Raw genomic sequence first — 17,401 nt, 5'->3', positions numbered from 1 at the left:
AGTTTATGAGTCAGCAGGATGCCGCCAAAGAGCAGGCCAACACCCGCAAAAATGTGCGCATTGTTTCCGTTTTCACCGCCGCAGCCATCGGTATCGTCGGCGTACTGGTGATCCTTTATGCGTGGCAACTGCCGCCGTTCACCCGTCACGCGCAGTTTACCGATAACGCCTACGTGCGCGGCCAGACGACGTTTATCAGCCCGCAGGTGAACGGCTATATCACCGAGGTGAAGGTTCAGGACTTTGTGCAGGTCAAAAAAGGTGACCTGCTGCTGCAGATTGATGACCGTATCTACCGTCAGCGCGTGCACCAGGCCGAGGCGCAGCTGGCGATGAAAATTGCCGCCCTGAATAACAACCTGCAGCAGCGTAAAAGCGCCGAAGCAACGATCGCCAAAAATGACGCCGCGCTGAAAAATGCCCGCGCGCAGAGCCTGAAAAGCCAGGCGGATTTAAAGCGGGTGAAAGAGCTGACGTCTGACGGCTCGCTTTCCATTCGCGAACGCGACGCGGCGCTGGCCAGTGCCGCTCAGGGCAGTGCCGACATTGACCAGGCGAAAGCCGCGCTTGAGATGTCGCGTCAGGATCTGCAGACGGTGATTGTCAATCGCGGTGCGCTGGAGGCGGATGTTGAAAACGCCAAAGCCGCTCTGGAGCTGGCACAGATTGACCTGCAAAACACCCGCATTGTGGCACCGCGTGACGGTCAGCTCGGCCAGATCGCCGTGCGTCTCGGGGCCTACGTGACCGCCGGGACGCACCTCACCACCCTGGTGCCGCCGCAGCACTGGGTCATTGCCAATATTAAAGAGACCCAGCTCGCGGAGCTGCGCGTCGGTCAGCCGGTGAAATTCACCGTTGATGCCCTGAACAACAAAGCGTATCAGGGACGCGTGGAGAGCATCTCTCCGGCAACCGGCGTGGAGTTCAGCGCCATCACGCCGGACAACGCCACCGGCAACTTTGTCAAAATTGCCCAGCGTATTCCGGTGCGCATTGAGGTGCTCGGTAAGCCAGAAGATTCCGCGCTACTGCGTCCGGGTATGTCGGTACAGGTGACCATTGATACGCGGGAGGCGAAGTAATGATCCTTCGCCCGATAGCCGTGCTGGTGGCGGCGGTCATGCTGGCCGGATGCCAGTCCGTTGACGTCAAGCCGGCGCAGCCGACGCTGCACATCCCCACCCAATGGCGTGCTGACGCCGGCCCTGCCAGCCCGGCGGAGCAGCTCTGGTGGCGCAATTTCCATGATAACAACCTCAACCGCTATGTGGATCAGGCGCTTAAGAATAACAGCGACGTGCTGATCGCCCGCGAACGAATTAACGAGTATCAGTCGCGGGTCTTCGCGGCCGACGGCAGCCTGTTTCCTTCGCTTGACGCGGGCGTAACGGGGACGCGCGCCCGTTCGCAATCCGCCGCGACCGGGCTGCCGGTCTACGGCACGCTGTACAGAGGGAGCCTGACGGCGAGCTATGACGTGGATATCTGGGGCGTCAACCGCAGCACGGCCAATGCCGCCGAAGCCTCGCTGGAGGCGCAAAAAGCCGCCGCCGCGGCCGCGGATTTGACCGTTGCCTCGTCCGTTGCATCCGGCTACGTCACCCTGCTCTCGCTTGACGAACAGCTGCGCGTGACCGAATCCACGCTGAAATCGCGCGAAGAGGCGTTTAATCTTGCGAAGCGTCAGTTTGAGACGGGCTACAGCTCGCGCCTGGAGCTGATGCAGTCGGATTCCGAGCTTCGCTCAACACGGGCGCAGGTGCCCGTGCTGCAGCACCAGATTGCACAGCAGGAGAATGCCCTGAGCCTGCTGCTGGGAAGCAACCCCGGCGACGTGGCGCGCAGCGCAAGCTTCGCGGCACTGACGCCGCTGACGCTGCCGTCGCAGCTGCCTTCTGCGCTCCTGAACCGCCGCCCGGATATCGTCCAGGCCGAACGCCAGCTGGTGGCGGCTGACGCCTCGCTCGCGGCGTCGCGCGCCAGCCTGCTGCCGTCGATCAACCTGACCGCCAGCGGATCGGTTCAGGATCGCACCCTATCCGGCCTGCTGGACAACCCGCTTCAGCTCTGGAGCGTCGGGGGCAGTATTCTCGCCCCGCTGCTGAACCGCCAGGCGCTGAATGCGCAGGTAGACATTTCGCAGTCCCAGCGTAACCAGGCGCTGTACGCCTATGAAAAAACCGTGCGTAACGCGTTTGCCGAAGTCAACAACAGCCTTGATGCGATAAGTCGCTATCAGGAACAGCTGACGGAGCTGCTTGCCCAGCAGGATGTGGCGCAGGAGACGCTGCGCATTGCGCAGAATCGCTATCGCAACGGTTATTCCTCCTATCTTGACGTGCTGGACGCGCAGCGCACGCTGTACTCGGTTCAGACCAGCGTGGTGCAGGTGAAAAATAACCTGCTGCTGGCGCAGATTGATTTGTATAAAGCGCTGGGCGGCGGCTGGGTCAATGTCTGAAGGCGCTTAACGGGCCTGGATTTCGTCACGTAGGCCGGGTAAGGCGCAGCCGCCACCCGGCGATTCCCCCTCAGGAGACAATCTATGCAACAACAGTGGTCTGCAGTTGATAATTTCATGATTTCTTCGCTTATTCCTGACGATGACGTACTGAGCCAGGTTCTGGAAAACAACAAGCGCGCCGGGCTACCCGAACACGATGTCGCCGCCAATCAGGGGCAGCTGCTGGCACTGTTCGTGCGCATGACGCAGGCAAGACGCATTCTTGAGATTGGGACGCTGGGTGCCTACAGCTCAATCTGGATGGCGCGTGCGCTGCCGCCGGACGGTAAGCTGATTACGCTTGAGGCCAATCCGACGCATGCCGGGGTTGCCCGCCAGAATATTCACCTCGCGGGGCTAGACGAACGTATTGAATTAATTGAAGGCCCGGCCCTGAGTTCGCTGGAGAATTTCGGTGAGGTTCCGTCGTTCGACCTGATCTTTATCGATGCCGATAAGCCAAACAATCCCGGCTATCTGGAGTGGGCGCTGCACTATTCCCGTCCCGGCACGGTAATCATTGGCGATAACGTGGTGCGCGACGGCGAGGTCATTAACGGGCAAAGCGACGACGCGCGCGTGCTGGGCGTGCGGCGGTTTATCGAGATGATTGGGGATAACCCGCGCTTAACCGCCACCGCGCTGCAAACGGTGGGGGTTAAGGGATGGGATGGGTTTACGCTGGCAATGGTGAACGGGTGATAATTGTGCGGGCTGATGCCCTCATCCCGGCCCTCTCCCACAGGGAGAGGGCGAAAACCGGGCAAGGGTTTTAACCGGAAATCTGCTCCATCGCCTGCAGAATACGCTTGTCCGAAATCGGATACGGCGTACCGAGCTGCTGGGCAAAGAAGCTGACGCGCAGCTCCTCAATCATCCAGCGGATCGCATGCACGTCTTCATCGTCGCGGCGCGCTGGCGGCAGCTTGTTGAGCCACTGCTGCCACGCCTGCTGCACGCTTTCCACTTTCAGCATCTGCGCGCGATCGCGGTGCGGGTCGATAGCCATTTTTTCCAGACGTTTTTCAATCGCCTGCAGATAGCGCAGCGTATCGCCCAGGCGCTTAAAGCCGTTGCCGGTGACAAAGCCGCGATAGACCAGCCCCGCCATCTGCGCCTTCACGTCCGAGAGCCCCAGCGCCATGGTCATATCCACGCGCCCCTTCAGGCGCTTGTTGATATTGAACACGGCGGTGAGGATCTGCTCGACCTGTTTGGCAATCTCCACCACGGTGTCGTTCAGCTCCGCGCGCACCTTTTCATGAAGCTGTGCAAAGCCCTCTTCCGTCCAGACCGGGCCGCCCGCCTCATGGATCAGCTTGTCCACGCCGCAGGAGATGCAGTCGTCAATCAGATCCAGCACCTTGCCGTACGGGTTAAAGTACAGCCCCAGCTTGGCTTTGTTCGGCAGCTTCTCGTGCAGATACTTGATCGGCGACGGGATGTTGAGCAGCAGCAGACGACGCAGCCCGCGCCACATCATCTGCTGCTGTTCCTGCGGGTTATCAAACAGTTTGATCGCCACGCTGTCGCGCTCGTCCACCAGCGCAGGCCAGGCTTTCACCTTATAGTTGCCGCGCTTCTGCTCGTAGCTTTCCGGAAGCTGACCAAAGCTCCAGATGTGCAGCCCGCTCTGCTCGATGCCGTCGTCCGCCACCGCAGAGAGCGTCTCCTGGACTTTGCCTTTCAGCGCCTCTTTCAGCTCGCTCAGGGAACGCCCTTCCAGCAGCTTTTTATTTTTATCGTCCACCACGCGGAAGCTGATTTTCAGGTGATCGGGCACCTGATCCCAGTTCCAGTCGTCGCGGTCGATGGTCGTTCCGGTCATACGGCGGAACTCACGCTCCAGCGCGTCCAGCAGCGGCAGCTCCAGCGGCGTGACGCGGCCCAAAAACGCTTCCGCGTAGTTTGGCGCAGGCACAAAGTTGCGGCGCACCGGTTTCGGCAGGGATTTGATCAGCGCAATCACCAGCTCGCGGCGCAGGCCGGGGATTTGCCACTCGAACCCGCTCTCATCCACCTGGTTTAACAGCGGCAGCGGAATGTGGACGGTCACGCCGTCCGCGTCTGCCCCCGGCTCAAACTGATAGGTCAGACGCAGCTTGAGGTTGCCCTGATGCCAGAAGTTCGGGTAGTCGAGTTTGCTGACCGACTCCGCGCCCTCTTTAATCAGCATGCTCTTTTCAAAGTTGAGCAGGTCCGGCGTCTCTTTGCTGGCCTTCTTCCACCAGCTGTCGAAGTGGCGGGCGGAAATCACATCGTGGCTGATGCGCTGGTCGTAAAACTCAAACAGCGCCTCATCGTCCACCAGAATGTCACGGCGGCGGGACTTGTGCTCCAGCTCCTCCACTTCGGCGCGCAGCTTCAGGTTTTCACGGAAGAAGGCGTGGCGCGTCTGCCAGTCGCCCTCCACCAGCGCGTGGCGGATAAACAGCTCGCGACTGAGCGCCGGATCGATCTGGCTGTAGTTGACCTTACGCGCGGCGACCACCGGCAGGCCGTAAACGGTCACTTTCTCGGTCGCCATCACCGCGCCCTGCGCGCGCTCCCAGTGCGGTTCACTGTACGAGCGCTTCAGCAGATGCTGCGCCACCGGCTCCACCCATTCCGGATCGATACGCGCGGCAATGCGTCCCCACAGGCGGCTGGTTTCCACCAGCTCCGCGACCATGGTCCATTTCGGCGGCTTCCTGAACAAGCCGGAACCGGGGAAGATTGAGAAACGGGCGTTACGCGCGCCGGTATACTCCTGCTTCTCGGCGTCCTTCATCCCAATGTGGGACAGCAGGCCGGTCAGCAGCGCGATATGAACTTCGCGGTACTCCGCCGGTTCGCTGTTGACCGGAATACCCAGCTCTTTCACCACCTGGCGCAGCTGGGTGTAGATATCCTGCCACTCGCGCACGCGCAGGTAGTTGAGGAAATCTACGCGGCACTGGCGGCGGAACTGATTCGAGGAGAGCGCCTTCTGCTGCTCGCCGAGGTAGTTCCACAGGTTCACAAAGGCGAGGAAATCGGACTCTTTGTCGTGGAAGCGGCGGTGCTTTTCGTCTGACGCCTGCTGTTTGTCCATCGGACGCTCGCGCGGATCCTGAATGGAGAGCGCCGAGGTAATGATCATCGCCTCGCGCACGCAGCCGTGCTTTTGCGCTTCCAGCACCATGCGTGCCAGACGCGGGTCGACCGGCAGCTGGCTGAGCTGGCGGCCCAGCGGTGTCAGCTTGTAGACCGTCGCCTGCTCGTCGGTGGTGATCGCCCCGAGCTCTTCCAGCAGACGCACGCCGTCCTGGATGTTGCGTTTATCCGGCGCTTCGACGAACGGAAACGCCGCGATGTCGCCCAGCCCCAGGGCGGTCATCTGCAGGATAACGGACGCCAGGTTGGTGCGCAGAATTTCCGGGTCGGTAAATTCCGGACGCGACAGGAAATCGTCTTCGGAATAGAGACGAATACAGATCCCTTCCGACACGCGGCCACAGCGGCCCTTACGCTGGTTAGCAGACGCCTGCGAAACGGGCTCAATCGGCAGCCGCTGAACCTTGGTACGGTAGCTGTAGCGGCTGATGCGCGCCGTACCCGGATCGATCACATATTTAATGCCCGGTACGGTCAGCGAGGTTTCCGCCACGTTGGTCGCCAGGACGATGCGGCGTCCGCTGTGCGGCTGGAATACGCGGTTCTGTTCGCTATTGGACAGGCGGGCATACAGCGGCAGGATCTCGGTGTGGCGCAGGTCGCGCTTGCTGAGCGCATCGGCGGTATCGCGAATTTCACGCTCGCCGCTCATGAAGATCAGAATGTCGCCCGCGCTTTCGTTACCCAGCTCGTCGACGGCATCGAAGATGGCCTGCAGCTGGTCGCGCTCGGTATCGTCCGCCTCTTCCACAATCGGGCGATAGCGCACCTCGACCGGATAGGTACGACCAGAGACTTCGATAATCGGCGCATTGTTGAAGTGCTTCGAGAAGCGCTCCGGGTCGATGGTCGCGGAGGTGATGATAACTTTCAGATCCGGGCGACGCGGCAGCAGCTCTTTCAGGTAGCCGAGCAGGAAATCAATGTTCAGGCTACGCTCGTGCGCTTCGTCAATGATGATGGTGTCGTACTGCATCAGCAGGCGATCCTGCTGGATTTCCGCCAGCAGAATACCGTCGGTCATCAGCTTGACCATGGTGTTATCGCTAACGTGGTCGCTGAAGCGCACCTTGTAGCCGATGCAGCCGCCCGGCTCCGTCTGCAGCTCTTCGGCAATACGGTTGGCAACGGTGCGCGCCGCCAGACGACGCGGCTGGGTGTGGCCAATCAGGCCTTTGATCCCGCGGCCCAGCTCCATACAGATTTTCGGCAGCTGGGTGGTTTTCCCCGAACCGGTTTCCCCCGCGACAATCACCACCTGGTGGTCGCGTACGGCCTCGAGAATGTCCTGTTTCTTCTGGCTGACGGGCAGGTTTTCCGGGTAGGTAATCGCCGGACGTGCGGCTTCGCGCAGCACAACTTTCCCTGCAGCCTGTTCAATCTCTTTCGCCATCTCCTGGTAAATGGCCTGTTGTGCATCAGGATTTTTAACCTTCTTGACGCCGTGCAGACGGCGGGCGAAGCGCTGTTTGTCGCGCAGCGTCAGAGAATCGAGCTGTTGCAGGAGCATCGGGAAGGTGAATTTTTGTTGTTCTGTCATAGCGTTAAAGGGCAGTACACGCCCTGATAAACTCTCTTTTTCATGATTGCTATAGAGTACCACACTGACGCCTTTGGCGCCTTATTCAAAAAATTCGAACATAGGCTTCGATATATTGCGCTATCTCTGTGGCAGGATTGTGAATAGAGTGTCAACAAGCAACGGGGCAACCCCCTTCAATCAAATGCAACAACAGGAATCACCCATGAGCAAAGTATTAGTTTTGAAATCCAGTATTCTGGCAGGGTACTCTCAGTCTGGTCAGCTGTCTGATTACTTCGTTGAACAGTGGCGTGAACAGCATTCTGCTGACGAAATCACCGTGCGTGACCTGGCTGCAAACCCAATTCCTGTGCTGGATGGCGAGCTGGTTGGCGCGCTGCGCCCAAGCGATGCACCGCTGTCTCCACGCCAGCAGGAAGCCCTGGCCCTGTCCGACGAGCTGATTGCTGAGCTGCAGGCGCATGACGTTATCGTCATCAACGCCCCAATGTACAACTTCAACATCCCAACCCAGCTGAAGAACTACTTCGACCTGGTGGCTCGCGCTGGCGTAACCTTCCGTTACACCGAGAACGGCCCGGAAGGTCTGGTGAAAGGCAAGCGTGCGATCGTACTGACCAGCCGTGGCGGTATCCATAAAGACACCCCAACCGACCTGGTTGCGCCGTACCTGAGCCTGTTCCTGGGCTTCATCGGCATCACTGACGTGAACTTCGTGTTCGCGGAAGGTATCGCTTACGGTCCGGAAGTGGCGACCAAAGCGCAAACCGACGCGAAAGCCGCCATCGACAGCCTGGTTGCAGCGTAAGACTTCACCCTCTCACCGCCCGGTGGGAGGGTTTTTCTTTTCCCCGCTTTTCGTTATCATCCGCTCCCACTCTCCAGCCGGGCGGCCTGATGTCTGTAATCGTCGATAACTTTATTGCCCCACCTTGTCTCGATGAGATCGAAATTCTCTGGCAGGACGAGCATCTGCTGCTGATCGATAAGCCTTCCGGCCTGCTCAGCCTGTCGGGCAAAAATCCGCAAAACCTTGATTCCGTCCATTATCGTCTGGTTCAGACGTTCCCCGGCTGCACGCTGGTGCACCGTCTGGATTTTGGCACGTCCGGGCTGATGGTGGTTGCGCGCAATAAAGCCATCAACGCGGCGCTGTGCCAGCAGTTCAGCCAGCGCAGCGTGGAGAAAGCCTACAGCGCCCTGCTTTGCGGACATGTGGAAAATGACGAAGGTGTAATCGATGCGCCGATTGCCAAAGACCCGGCGCTGTTCCCGCTGATGTCGATCTGCGCCATCACCGGTAAACCCGCCCGCTCCCGCTATCGGGTTGTGGAACGGTTTTATCAGGGGACGGGGCTGCCGTTAACGCGGGTGAAACTGATCCCGGAGACCGGGCGAACCCATCAGCTGCGTATTCACTGCCAGCAGTTGGGGCACCCTATTCTGGGCTGCGATCTGTATGGCGGTCTTGACGTGCCGGGCGCTGAAGAAACGCCCCGGCTGATGCTGCATGCCAGCGAGCTGAATTTTATTCATCCCGTGAGCGGCGAGCCGGTTAACGCCCGTCACGCCGCCCCGTTCTGAATGCGGTTTACCACATCAAATCGTCAGGGATTTTGAAGTCCGCGTACGGATCGTCTTCGTCCTGCTCTTCCTGGCTGAGCGCGCTGTTTAACACGATGCTGTCGGCATCGCGCTGGGCAATTTTATCGGCCACCACTGCCGGAATGATCGCGTAGTCGCAGTCACCGTTAGCATTTAGCACCAGACGCGCAATCGCCAGACGGCCGTTGATCAGCTGGGTCTGCGTTTGCTTATCGACTTCAATCTTTTTAATCAGCGTACCGTCGGTAAAGTTAAAGGTGATGTTGCCTTTCGCCACGGTGATGCGGTTCATCTCAATCAGCTGCTTCACCTGCGCCTTAAACTCTTTCGCCAGCACGGCCTGCTTCTGCTGCTCGCTCAGCAGCTTGTCACGCTCGATCTGCGCCTTCTTGTTCTCTTCGACCGCTTCACGGGCCTCACGCGCCTGAACGCGTGATTTCTTTGCCGTACGCTGCACTTTCGCCGCTTTCTTGCTGCTGACAAGGCCCGCTTTCAGCATCTGCTCTTGTAAGGTGAGTTTTGTCATGATTGTTTCTAAACCGGTTGGAAATTTTGGGGATTATAGCGGGAATTGAGGAAAGAGTGCGACATTAGCAGAATCGTAGGTCGGGTCCACCCGGCAAGAAGGCAGCGAAACCTCGCGGACTACCCTTCATGAAGTTCGCTCATGTTGCAGTGAAATTAAGTCACTTCCCCTGCGCCGCGGGGTCAGGCATAAATTATGCATTGGTAACTTCTTAGCAACATGAACTTAGGATGCATAACCACAATGAGCAAAGCTTTCACATATAACCTTAAGCGCAGTTGCTTCGATGAGAATTACAACCCGTCAGAAAATACGCGTACGACCACTAACTTTGCCAACCTGGCCCGCGGGGAAAAACGTCAGGAGAACCTGCGCAATACGCTGGTGATGATCAACAACCGCTTCAACGCCTTAGCGCGCTGGGATAACCCAACCGCCGATCGCTACGCGGTAGAGCTTGAAATCATCTCTGTCGATTTGAACATTGGCGCGGAAAAACCGTTCCCGGCCATTGAGATATTGCAAACGTATATTGTCGACAAGAAAAACAACCAGCGTCTCCCTGGCATCGTCGGGAATAACTTCTCGTCTTACGTGCGGGATTATGATTTCAGCGTCCTGCTGCTGGAGCATAACAAGAACCAGCAGCACTTCAGCATTCCGGAAAAGTTTGGCGAGCTGCACGGCAATATCTTCCACCACTTTGTGAACTCACCGGAATACAAAGAGAACTTTAGAAAGGGACCGGTGATCTGCCTGAGCGTCTCCAGCAAAGATACCTATCGCCGCACCGGTAATCAGCACCCCGTGCTGGGCGTTGAGTATCAGCCGGATGGCGAATCGCTCACGGAGCAGTACTTCGCGAAGATGGGCCTGAGCGTGCGCTACTTCATGCCGGAACACAGCGTGGCGCCTTTCGCGTTCTTCTTTACCGGCGATTTGCTGAGCGACTACACCGATCTGGAACTGATTGCCACCATCAGCACGATGGAGACGTTCCAGAAGATCTATCGCCCGGAAATTTATAACGCCAACTCGGCGGCCGGACTGTGCTACCGACCGGATCTGAACCAGCAGGATCACTCCTTAACCAAAATTGTGTATGACCGGGAAGAGCGAAGCCGTCTGGCGATTGAACAGGGTCGATTTACCGAAGAGTACTTCATTAAGCCTTACAAACACATTCTTGAGCAGTGGTCTGATAACTACACGCTTTAATACATCAAAAAAGGTCTTTTATTATGAAAACATTGCTCCCGACTTCAACGGCTGGCAGCCTGCCTAAGCCGACCTGGCTTGCGCAACCTGAAACGCTGTGGTCACCCTGGAAATTGCAGGATCAGGAACTGCTGGCGGGCAAGCAGGATGCGCTGCGCCTGTCTCTGGATGAGCAGATCCGTGCAGGAATCGATATTGTCAGCGACGGGGAACAGACCCGTCAGCACTTCGTCACCACCTTTATTGAACACCTGAGCGGCGTCGATTTTGAGAACCGCCAGACGGTGCGCATTCGTAACCGCTATGACGCCAGCGTGCCGACCGTGGTCTCCGCCGTCGCGCGCCAGAAACCGGTCTTCGTGGACGATGCTAAATATTTACGTCAGCTTACGGATAAGCCGATCAAATGGGCTCTGCCGGGGCCAATGACCATGATCGACACCCTTTACGACGCGCACTATAAAAGCCGCGAAAAGCTGGCCTGGGAATTCGCCAAAATCCTCAATCAGGAAGCGCGAGAGCTAGAGGCCGCAGGCGTGGATATTATCCAGTTTGATGAACCGGCGTTTAACGTCTTTTTTGACGAGGTGAACGACTGGGGTATCGCCGCGCTGGAGCGCGCCATTGAAGGGCTGAAGTGCGAGACCGCGGTACACATCTGCTACGGCTACGGCATCAAGGCCAATACCGACTGGAAAAAAACGCTCGGCTCCGAATGGCGCCAGTACGAAGAGGCCTTCCCTAAGCTGCAGACCTCTAACATCGACATCATCTCTCTGGAGTGCCACAACTCCCGCGTGCCGATGGATCTGCTGGAGCTGATCCGCGGTAAGAAAGTGATGGTTGGGGCGATTGACGTGGCAACCAACACGGTTGAAACGCCGGAGGAAGTGGCCGATACGCTGCGTAAAGCGCTGCAGTTTGTCGACGCCGACAAGCTGTATCCGTCAACCAACTGCGGTATGGCTCCCCTCTCCCGTGAGGTCGCTAACGGCAAGCTGAAAGCACTTAGCGCTGGCGCAGAGATTATCCGCAAAGAGCTTGGCGCGTAATCCCCTTACGTTTGCCAGTACGGCGGCGTGCCAAAACGCTCGACGTAATAATCAATTACCGCCCTGACGTTCAGGGGCGGATGTCGGGCATCAGGATAGATCGCCGCAATAGCCTGCTGTTCCGTATTGATGGCACACTCCAGCGCGGGCAGGAGCGAAATCAGCTCACCGCGCTGGAGCTGTTCACTCACCAGCCAGTCCGGGAACAGCACAATCCCCATCCCGCCCAGCGCCGCAGCGAGTAACGCCTCCGCATTATTGGAGGTCATCAATGGCGTCACGGGATAGTGTATCCACGCCTCGCCCTTCCTGCGAAAGAGCCAGCGGTTTGGCCCTGACGATCCGCGATAGACAAGACAGTGATGACGGTTCAGATCGTCCGGTCCTTCAGGTGCACCGTGTTTACGCACGTAGTCCGGCGACGCGGCCAGATGATAAACCTGCTGCCCGAACACCCGCGCATGAAACGAGGAGTCCGTCAGTACACCAATGCGGAAGATAAGGTCTGCCGCATCCCGGTGGGGATCGATAAAATCATCGGTCAGCGTCAGCTCTACGCTCAGGCGAGGATAGCGTTCCGACAGGCCGGGAAGTCCTGGGGCTATGTGCTTCTGGCCGAAAAACACCGGTCCGTTAATGCGGATCGCACCGGACGGTTCCACCGCACGCGCGTCCAGCTCCCGGCGCGCCTCTTCCAGATTTTCCGCCATCGACCGGGCGTAGCGAACAAACAGATGACCGCTTTCCGTGGGAATGACGGCCCGCGTATTGCGATAGAAAAGCTGCTGCCCGAGCGCGTCCTCAAGCTGGTGGATCACGCGCGATATCTGCGAGGCCGATATCCCCTGCCGCCGCGCCACGACGGAGAAGTTCTGCGCTTCATACACGTCGATAAAGATCAGCAGCGCGCGGATGTTGATGTTGCTGGCGTCAACCATTAATGCATTTCTCGCAAAGGTGTTTCCAGCATTATGGCATTTTTCTCATTGAACAACCCACGTAATCTTCTTCGCCTGAAAACGGAGGAAGAAGAATGCAGTTTGTTTTGATTTTACTGGTGATTGCCGGCGGGATGGGCCTCTCCGTCGAAGCGGGACTGCTGGGACCGCTGGGGGGAAAGGTCGGGGATTTGTGGGCGACGTTCAGCATTTTTGGCGTCGGCGCCGCGCTAACGTTTCTGCTGATGCTGTTTTTCAGCCCGCGCAACAGCCCGTCATTTTTCGCACAGCCCGGCTGGCAGCTGCTCGGTGGCGTGCTCGGGCCGGTGTACGTGGTCATCCTGACCGTGGCGACACCCACCATCGGCATCGCCATGACCATGATTGGCATTCTGGCCGGGCAGGTCTTTAAAAGCCTGATCATCGATCACTTTGGTCTGCTGGGTTCGCCGCACAGGAAGATAAACGCGAAGCGCATTATTGCACTGGTTTTCATCATTGCGGCACTGGTTCTGGTCGCACAGGGGTAACGTATGACACTGATTATGATCCTTCTGGCCGTCTGCGGCGGCGCAACGCTGAGCATTCAGGCCGCCATTAACGGACAGCTCGGCAGCAGCGTGGGGGTATTTAAAAGCGCGTTTCTGACGTTTTCCGTCGGCGCACTGGTGACCGCCCTGCTCATTTTCTTCTTTGAGCCTAAGCAGGTGGTCACGCTGCTGGACGTGCCGAAATGGCAGCTTCTCGGGGCGATATTCGGCGTGCCCTATATCGTGATTATGGTACTCGCCGTACAGCGCATCGGCACTGCCGTCGCCACGGTGGCGGTGATCTTTGGCCAACTCGCCATGAGCATGCTGATTGATCACTTTGGCTGGCTGGGTAATCCCGCCATTTCCTTTTCAACGAGTCGTCTGGGGGCGGTAGTCTGCCTGGGGATTGCGCTTGTCTTTATTTACTCGGGTAGTAAAACCCGTTCTGCCGGGGCATGACATCACACCTTGCGGACACAGCGTAGACACGAAACAGTTCCCTCGCCCCTTTGGGGAGAGGGTTAGGGTGAGGGGGAACATACGGCTGTAGTGGTCATTCCGTTCACTTTATGTTCCTTGCTACTCTGTAACGACATGACCTGTGAACGTGCCAGGGTGGCTCAATCGCCACCACCCTGGCGACCCGGGCTCCCGGCGGTAAATCGCCGCTTCGCGGTCCCTTCGGCTTATTCCTTCCGGCTTATCGGGGACGGGCGGAGGTAACATCCCTGTAAAGCCCGCCCTCTCGGCGCATCCCTGCGCCTCGCCCCGGCCTGCAGGAAACGCCTCAGCGATTTACAGCCGGACCAGGTCATCGCTGCAAAATAATCATGTCATTTAAAAAATCCGAATCGCTTCTGGTTACAAATTGAGTGGGGATCCCTTATCCCTTGGTGAAAAACAGCGTCACCGTGGCGACGGTGACGCCCAGTTTCTTCATCTCGGTTTTATTAAACAGATGGTTCTCATCCTGCAGGTACATCCAGTCGTCAAAGTTCAGTAGCCAGGTGCTGCCGTTGGCCTTCACGCTCATGCTGTAATGCCAGTTGAACGCGTTGCCTGCGGCCTGCCCCGTCGCTACCCCTTCGATATCCCCCGCCGTGCCCTCATAGCGATCGGTCCCCAGGCGCCGGATATGCCAGACCCGCTGCTGCTTCTCACCGTCGTCGTAAACAAAATGTTCGTTGAGCGTCAGCGTATCGCCGATAACGTCTCCGGCAATCTCCACGTGAAAACGTCGGATCTGCTTGCCGCTGCGATCCTGCACCATCCCCCACGCTTCGGTTTTTCCCTGGAAGTAATGGAAAATATCAAGCCGCGGCTGCTGCTGGCGGTATTCGGTCACCTCTGTGCTACAGCCCGCCAGCAGCATCGTTAATGCCAGCACCATCATCAGAAAACGTTTCATTTTTGGCCTCCGATTAACTGCTGACGCAGCTCAGGATATTGCGTACGGGGAGCCAGCCAGATGGCCAGAAAGCGGGTACTGAACGCTTCTGACTGGCGTGGTCCCAGGGGAATAAAGGTTTTCTGAAGGGCCGGATCGCGGTACCAGAACTGCCCCTGCTGGTCATCAAGGACAAACGCCAGCTGTGAGCCCGGTCGAACATCCGGCCACAGCGTCCGGAGCATCCGCAGCCAGGCTTCGCTTTGCGGTTCCTGCGCCAGGATCCCCTGCGCCTGCCACTGGTCGCGGGTCGCCTCGACCAGCTCATCGCGATCGATGTCGCGCGCATAGGTAATTATCAGCGCCTGATCCTGGTTCTCCCGACCGTAACGCCCGTCCGGCGTGCGCAACTGGGAGGTATAGACGGTGAACGGCCCCCAGGTAAGCGTGGCATCGCCCACCTTACGCCATGCCAGCCAGTCGGCGGCCTGTGCCGCGGGCATGGCGATGAGCCAAAGCAGCAAAATCGCAGCTCTCATTTTTGTCTCCCCATCAGCAGGTGGAAAAACAGCATCAAAACCAGCCAGCCCGGCGCCATCCAGCTGACGACGATAAAGGTCGGCTCCAGAAATGTGATGGCATCCAGCCGCTCGCCAATAAGGTACGCCACCGGGCCTCCTACGGCCGCCAGCAGGGTCAGCAGCCAGCCGGGCAACGTGGTGGTGCGCGTAAGCTGCGTCCAGACGGTGGCGAACATCAGCCACAGTGCCACCATCCATAGCGGCATCAGGGAGTCGCCCGTGAAGGCTATCAGTCCCGTCAGCGCCCAGAGCGTATCCAGCAAACTGCCCGCCGCGGCCAGCCCAATGGCGTAAAAACGGTATACAGACGGCAAGAGCAGGCATGCCAGGATCGCCAGCGCGAGCCAGATAATCAGGCCTTGTTCGCGAAAGAGCACCACCAGCGCCCAGTAAAGATCGAACGCGACGGCCAGCAGAAAGACCTGAAGATATCGTTTCATACGCGCTCGGCGGTCAGCTGCACCACGCTGATGGTGCGGGCGTTAAACCCGGCTTCGCAGTAGCCAAAGTAGTACAGCCACATGCGGCGAAACCGCTCGTCAAAGCCGAGCTTTTCAATCTCCTGCCAGGCGTGGACAAAGCGCTGCCGCCAGTGGGCCAGCGTGCGGGCGTAGTCGGGACCCATGTCGAACAGATTGCGTACCACGAAATCGGTGTGGCGCGTCATCAGCTCGTTCATCGCCGTAATGCTCGGCAGGAAGCCGCCGGGGAAAATATAGCGCTGGATAAAATCGACGCTTTTGCTGTAGTCGCGATAGCGCTGATCCTGAATAGTGATGGCCTGAATCGCCATGCGACCTCCCGGGCGCAGCCGCGCCTGGCAGGTACGGAAGAACGTGGGCAGATAGCGCTGCCCGACGGCTTCGATCATCTCTATCGAGACCAGCTTGTCGTACTGTCCGGTGAGGTCGCGATAGTCGCAGAGCAGCACCTCGACCCGATCCTGCAGCCCGGCGCGGGCGATCCGCTCGGTCGCCCAGACGTATTGCTCCTGCGATAGCGTGGTGGTGGTCACCCGACAGCCATAATGACGGGCCGCGTATTCCGCCATCGCGCCCCAGCCGGTGCCAATTTCCAGCAGATGGTCACCCGGGTTTAGCGCCAGCTGTTCACACAGGCGCGCCATTTTGGCCTGCTGAGCCGCAGTGAGATCCTGCTCGTCAGCGGTAAACAGCGCGCTGGAATAGAGCAGCTCCTTATCCAGAAAATGGGCATAGAAGGTGTTACCCAGATCGTAATGGGCGGCAATATTTTCACGCGCCTGCGCGCGGGAGTTCCGCCGCGCCCAGTGGCGTAGCCGCTCCAGCGGCCTGCCGAACAGACGGAACCCGTTTTCGAGACGACCAAGCACCTCGCCGTTGAGCGCCAGAAGTTCCAGTAGCGGCGTGAGGTGCGCTGTTTCCCATTCGCCGTCCATCCAGGCTTCTGCCGCGGCAAGGCTCCCGCCCGTTAAGACGCGCCAGTAAACGCCGGGCGTAAGGATCTGCACGTCAGCATGCAGCGCGGAGGATGTCTCGCCAAAATGAAAGGTCTGTGCCCCTTCACGCAGCGTGAGCGAGCCGCCGCGAATGCCGCTTAACAGACGAAAAAGCAGCCAGCGCGCAAGGCGCACGTTGCGCGGGATATCGGGTTCTAACGCAAAGACGGGATCGGTCATGAGCGTTCACTCCTGCTGACGGGATGGTTATACAGCGGCACGCGCTTGAGCCACAGGCGCAGCGCCTGCCAGTAAATGGCGAAAACGGTTTTCAGGGTCATAAGCGGGATACGCAGGAGCAGCGAACGCAGCGCGGGGTGCGTCAGAGGCTCCCGGCGCAGCGCAAGCGTGGCGTCGAACACCTTCGCCTCCTGATGATTTTCAATGTGCATATGCAGCGTGTTATCCGGGTCGTTGAAGCGCCAGTGGTAGATCATGTCCATCGGGTTGAAGGGAGAAACGTGAAACGCTTTTTCCGTGGGCTGGGCATGTTGCCCGTCGACCGCGTAATAATGACGCTCGTTCCACGGCGTGTTGCGGACCTCCGCCAGCACCCAGCGCAGGGTACCCTTCCCGTCATAGCAGTAGTAAAAGTTGACCGGATTGAAATGGAACCCGAAATAGCGCAACTGCGTCAGGAGCATGACCCGACCGTCCGGACGTTCCCCGGTCAGGCTCTCCAGCCTGCTCAGCACGTTCTCTTTAAGCGGCGTGCCGAGCGGGTAGTCCGCGTCGTGGAACGAGGCGGCGGCAAAGCCATTGTGCCGCACGCCGACGGACGCCAGTAGCGGCAGCTCATCGAGATCCAGCCAGGCCATAAAGACGCTGTAGCGAAACTCATGGGTTTTCGGCTGCAGGCGGCGGTGGCGTAAGATGCCGTGGTAAAGGCAGCTGTTCATC

At 58.6% G+C, this 17,401-nt stretch carries 17 protein-coding genes; 9 read left to right on the top strand and 8 right to left on the bottom strand.

Annotated features, from left to right (window positions below):
• Positions 1-5 precede the first annotated feature (5 nt).
• The 3 genes from OTG14_RS06865 (at position 6) to OTG14_RS06855 (ending at position 3,208) form a co-directional block, all read left to right on the top strand.
• Positions 6-1,085, top strand: a complete 1,080-nt coding sequence (locus tag OTG14_RS06865) for an HlyD family secretion protein (RefSeq protein WP_048223106.1) — start codon at positions 6-8, stop codon at positions 1,083-1,085.
• On the top strand, positions 1,085-2,464 hold the full coding sequence (locus OTG14_RS06860; RefSeq protein WP_267214789.1) for an efflux transporter outer membrane subunit: 1,380 nt from the start codon (positions 1,085-1,087) through the stop codon (positions 2,462-2,464). The genes OTG14_RS06865 and OTG14_RS06860 overlap by 1 nt, the downstream gene beginning before the upstream one ends.
• An 84-nt stretch (positions 2,465-2,548) precedes the next feature.
• Positions 2,549-3,208 carry an O-methyltransferase gene (locus OTG14_RS06855; RefSeq protein ID WP_061715210.1) on the top strand — a complete coding sequence of 220 codons (660 nt, stop codon included), beginning with the start codon at positions 2,549-2,551 and terminating at the stop codon, positions 3,206-3,208.
• Positions 3,209-3,278: 70 nt separating this feature from the next.
• On the opposite strand, the gene hrpA is transcribed toward OTG14_RS06855, so the two are convergent.
• Complete coding sequence (gene hrpA / locus OTG14_RS06850; RefSeq protein WP_061715211.1) at positions 3,279-7,181, bottom strand: ATP-dependent RNA helicase HrpA; 3,903 nt, start codon at positions 7,179-7,181, stop codon at positions 3,279-3,281.
• A gap of 205 nt (positions 7,182-7,386) precedes the next feature.
• Here hrpA and azoR point away from each other — a divergent pair, with 205 nt between their 5' ends.
• Together azoR and OTG14_RS06840 are read left to right on the top strand one after the other, a co-directional pair.
• Positions 7,387-7,992 (top strand): FMN-dependent NADH-azoreductase, encoded by a 606-nt coding sequence (gene azoR / locus OTG14_RS06845; protein ID WP_008502313.1) that lies wholly within the window; start codon positions 7,387-7,389, stop codon positions 7,990-7,992.
• A gap of 89 nt (positions 7,993-8,081) precedes the next feature.
• Positions 8,082-8,768: an RluA family pseudouridine synthase gene (locus tag OTG14_RS06840; protein WP_048990896.1), complete on the top strand. Its 687-nt coding sequence runs from the start codon at positions 8,082-8,084 to the stop codon at positions 8,766-8,768.
• A 7-nt stretch (positions 8,769-8,775) separates the two neighbouring features.
• Here the strand turns inward: OTG14_RS06840 and OTG14_RS06835 are convergent, their stop codons facing one another.
• Positions 8,776-9,315 carry a DUF2058 domain-containing protein gene (locus tag OTG14_RS06835; RefSeq protein WP_008502315.1) on the bottom strand — a complete coding sequence of 180 codons (540 nt, stop codon included), beginning with the start codon at positions 9,313-9,315 and terminating at the stop codon, positions 8,776-8,778.
• 243 nt (positions 9,316-9,558) lie between these two features.
• Here OTG14_RS06835 and OTG14_RS06830 point away from each other — a divergent pair, with 243 nt between their 5' ends.
• Positions 9,559-10,533: a DUF1852 domain-containing protein gene (locus OTG14_RS06830; protein ID WP_048990895.1), complete on the top strand. Its 975-nt coding sequence runs from the start codon at positions 9,559-9,561 to the stop codon at positions 10,531-10,533.
• A 23-nt stretch (positions 10,534-10,556) separates the two neighbouring features.
• Positions 10,557-11,585: a methionine synthase gene (locus OTG14_RS06825; RefSeq protein ID WP_048990893.1), complete on the top strand. Its 1,029-nt coding sequence runs from the start codon at positions 10,557-10,559 to the stop codon at positions 11,583-11,585.
• A gap of 5 nt (positions 11,586-11,590) precedes the next feature.
• Here the strand turns inward: OTG14_RS06825 and OTG14_RS06820 are convergent, their stop codons facing one another.
• Positions 11,591-12,523: a LysR family transcriptional regulator gene (locus tag OTG14_RS06820; RefSeq protein ID WP_061715212.1), complete on the bottom strand. Its 933-nt coding sequence runs from the start codon at positions 12,521-12,523 to the stop codon at positions 11,591-11,593.
• A gap of 95 nt (positions 12,524-12,618) precedes the next feature.
• On the opposite strand from OTG14_RS06820, the gene OTG14_RS06815 reads away from it, so the two are divergent.
• Both OTG14_RS06815 and OTG14_RS06810 read left to right on the top strand, forming a co-directional pair.
• A complete protein-coding gene (locus OTG14_RS06815) occupies positions 12,619-13,053 on the top strand; it encodes a DMT family transporter (RefSeq protein WP_061715213.1) in 435 nt (144 codons plus the stop codon).
• 3 nt (positions 13,054-13,056) lie between these two features.
• Positions 13,057-13,515: a DMT family transporter gene (locus OTG14_RS06810; RefSeq protein WP_061715214.1), complete on the top strand. Its 459-nt coding sequence runs from the start codon at positions 13,057-13,059 to the stop codon at positions 13,513-13,515.
• A gap of 424 nt (positions 13,516-13,939) precedes the next feature.
• Here the strand turns inward: OTG14_RS06810 and OTG14_RS06805 are convergent, their stop codons facing one another.
• From OTG14_RS06805 to OTG14_RS06785, 5 genes are read right to left on the bottom strand one after another with little or no spacing between them, the layout of a single operon-like run.
• A complete protein-coding gene (locus OTG14_RS06805) occupies positions 13,940-14,464 on the bottom strand; it encodes a DUF3833 domain-containing protein (RefSeq protein ID WP_061715215.1) in 525 nt (174 codons plus the stop codon).
• Complete coding sequence (locus OTG14_RS06800; protein WP_061715216.1) at positions 14,461-14,982, bottom strand: chalcone isomerase family protein; 522 nt, start codon at positions 14,980-14,982, stop codon at positions 14,461-14,463. Before OTG14_RS06800 ends, OTG14_RS06805 begins: the two co-directional genes overlap by 4 nt.
• Positions 14,979-15,464, bottom strand: a complete 486-nt coding sequence (locus OTG14_RS06795; protein ID WP_061715217.1) for a DUF2878 domain-containing protein — start codon at positions 15,462-15,464, stop codon at positions 14,979-14,981. Before OTG14_RS06795 ends, OTG14_RS06800 begins: the two co-directional genes overlap by 4 nt.
• On the bottom strand, positions 15,461-16,681 hold the full coding sequence (locus OTG14_RS06790) for an SAM-dependent methyltransferase (RefSeq protein WP_267214788.1): 1,221 nt from the start codon (positions 16,679-16,681) through the stop codon (positions 15,461-15,463). The genes OTG14_RS06795 and OTG14_RS06790 overlap by 4 nt, the downstream gene beginning before the upstream one ends.
• Positions 16,678-17,400, bottom strand: a complete 723-nt coding sequence (locus tag OTG14_RS06785; RefSeq protein ID WP_267214787.1) for a DUF1365 domain-containing protein — start codon at positions 17,398-17,400, stop codon at positions 16,678-16,680. The genes OTG14_RS06790 and OTG14_RS06785 overlap by 4 nt, the downstream gene beginning before the upstream one ends.
• Position 17,401: the final 1 nt, after the last annotated feature.

The sequence above is a fragment of the Enterobacter pseudoroggenkampii genome (assembly GCF_026420145.1).
Lineage (GTDB): Bacteria > Pseudomonadota > Gammaproteobacteria > Enterobacterales > Enterobacteriaceae > Enterobacter > Enterobacter pseudoroggenkampii.
This window is presented reverse-complemented; position numbering and strand designations above follow the sequence as displayed.

Coding starts and splice junctions, on each gene's coding strand:
- OTG14_RS06865 (WP_048223106.1), top strand. CDS start 6: ATGAGTCAGCAGGATGCCGCCAAAGAGCAGGCCAACACCCGCAAAAAT.
- OTG14_RS06860 (WP_267214789.1), top strand. CDS start 1,085: ATGATCCTTCGCCCGATAGCCGTGCTGGTGGCGGCGGTCATGCTGGCC.
- OTG14_RS06855 (WP_061715210.1), top strand. CDS start 2,549: ATGCAACAACAGTGGTCTGCAGTTGATAATTTCATGATTTCTTCGCTT.
- hrpA (WP_061715211.1), bottom strand. CDS start 7,181: ATGACAGAACAACAAAAATTCACCTTCCCGATGCTCCTGCAACAGCTC.
- azoR (WP_008502313.1), top strand. CDS start 7,387: ATGAGCAAAGTATTAGTTTTGAAATCCAGTATTCTGGCAGGGTACTCT.
- OTG14_RS06840 (WP_048990896.1), top strand. CDS start 8,082: ATGTCTGTAATCGTCGATAACTTTATTGCCCCACCTTGTCTCGATGAG.
- OTG14_RS06835 (WP_008502315.1), bottom strand. CDS start 9,315: ATGACAAAACTCACCTTACAAGAGCAGATGCTGAAAGCGGGCCTTGTC.
- OTG14_RS06830 (WP_048990895.1), top strand. CDS start 9,559: ATGAGCAAAGCTTTCACATATAACCTTAAGCGCAGTTGCTTCGATGAG.
- OTG14_RS06825 (WP_048990893.1), top strand. CDS start 10,557: ATGAAAACATTGCTCCCGACTTCAACGGCTGGCAGCCTGCCTAAGCCG.
- OTG14_RS06820 (WP_061715212.1), bottom strand. CDS start 12,523: ATGGTTGACGCCAGCAACATCAACATCCGCGCGCTGCTGATCTTTATC.
- OTG14_RS06815 (WP_061715213.1), top strand. CDS start 12,619: ATGCAGTTTGTTTTGATTTTACTGGTGATTGCCGGCGGGATGGGCCTC.
- OTG14_RS06810 (WP_061715214.1), top strand. CDS start 13,057: ATGACACTGATTATGATCCTTCTGGCCGTCTGCGGCGGCGCAACGCTG.
- OTG14_RS06805 (WP_061715215.1), bottom strand. CDS start 14,464: ATGAAACGTTTTCTGATGATGGTGCTGGCATTAACGATGCTGCTGGCG.
- OTG14_RS06800 (WP_061715216.1), bottom strand. CDS start 14,982: ATGAGAGCTGCGATTTTGCTGCTTTGGCTCATCGCCATGCCCGCGGCA.
- OTG14_RS06795 (WP_061715217.1), bottom strand. CDS start 15,464: ATGAAACGATATCTTCAGGTCTTTCTGCTGGCCGTCGCGTTCGATCTT.
- OTG14_RS06790 (WP_267214788.1), bottom strand. CDS start 16,681: ATGACCGATCCCGTCTTTGCGTTAGAACCCGATATCCCGCGCAACGTG.
- OTG14_RS06785 (WP_267214787.1), bottom strand. CDS start 17,400: ATGAACAGCTGCCTTTACCACGGCATCTTACGCCACCGCCGCCTGCAG.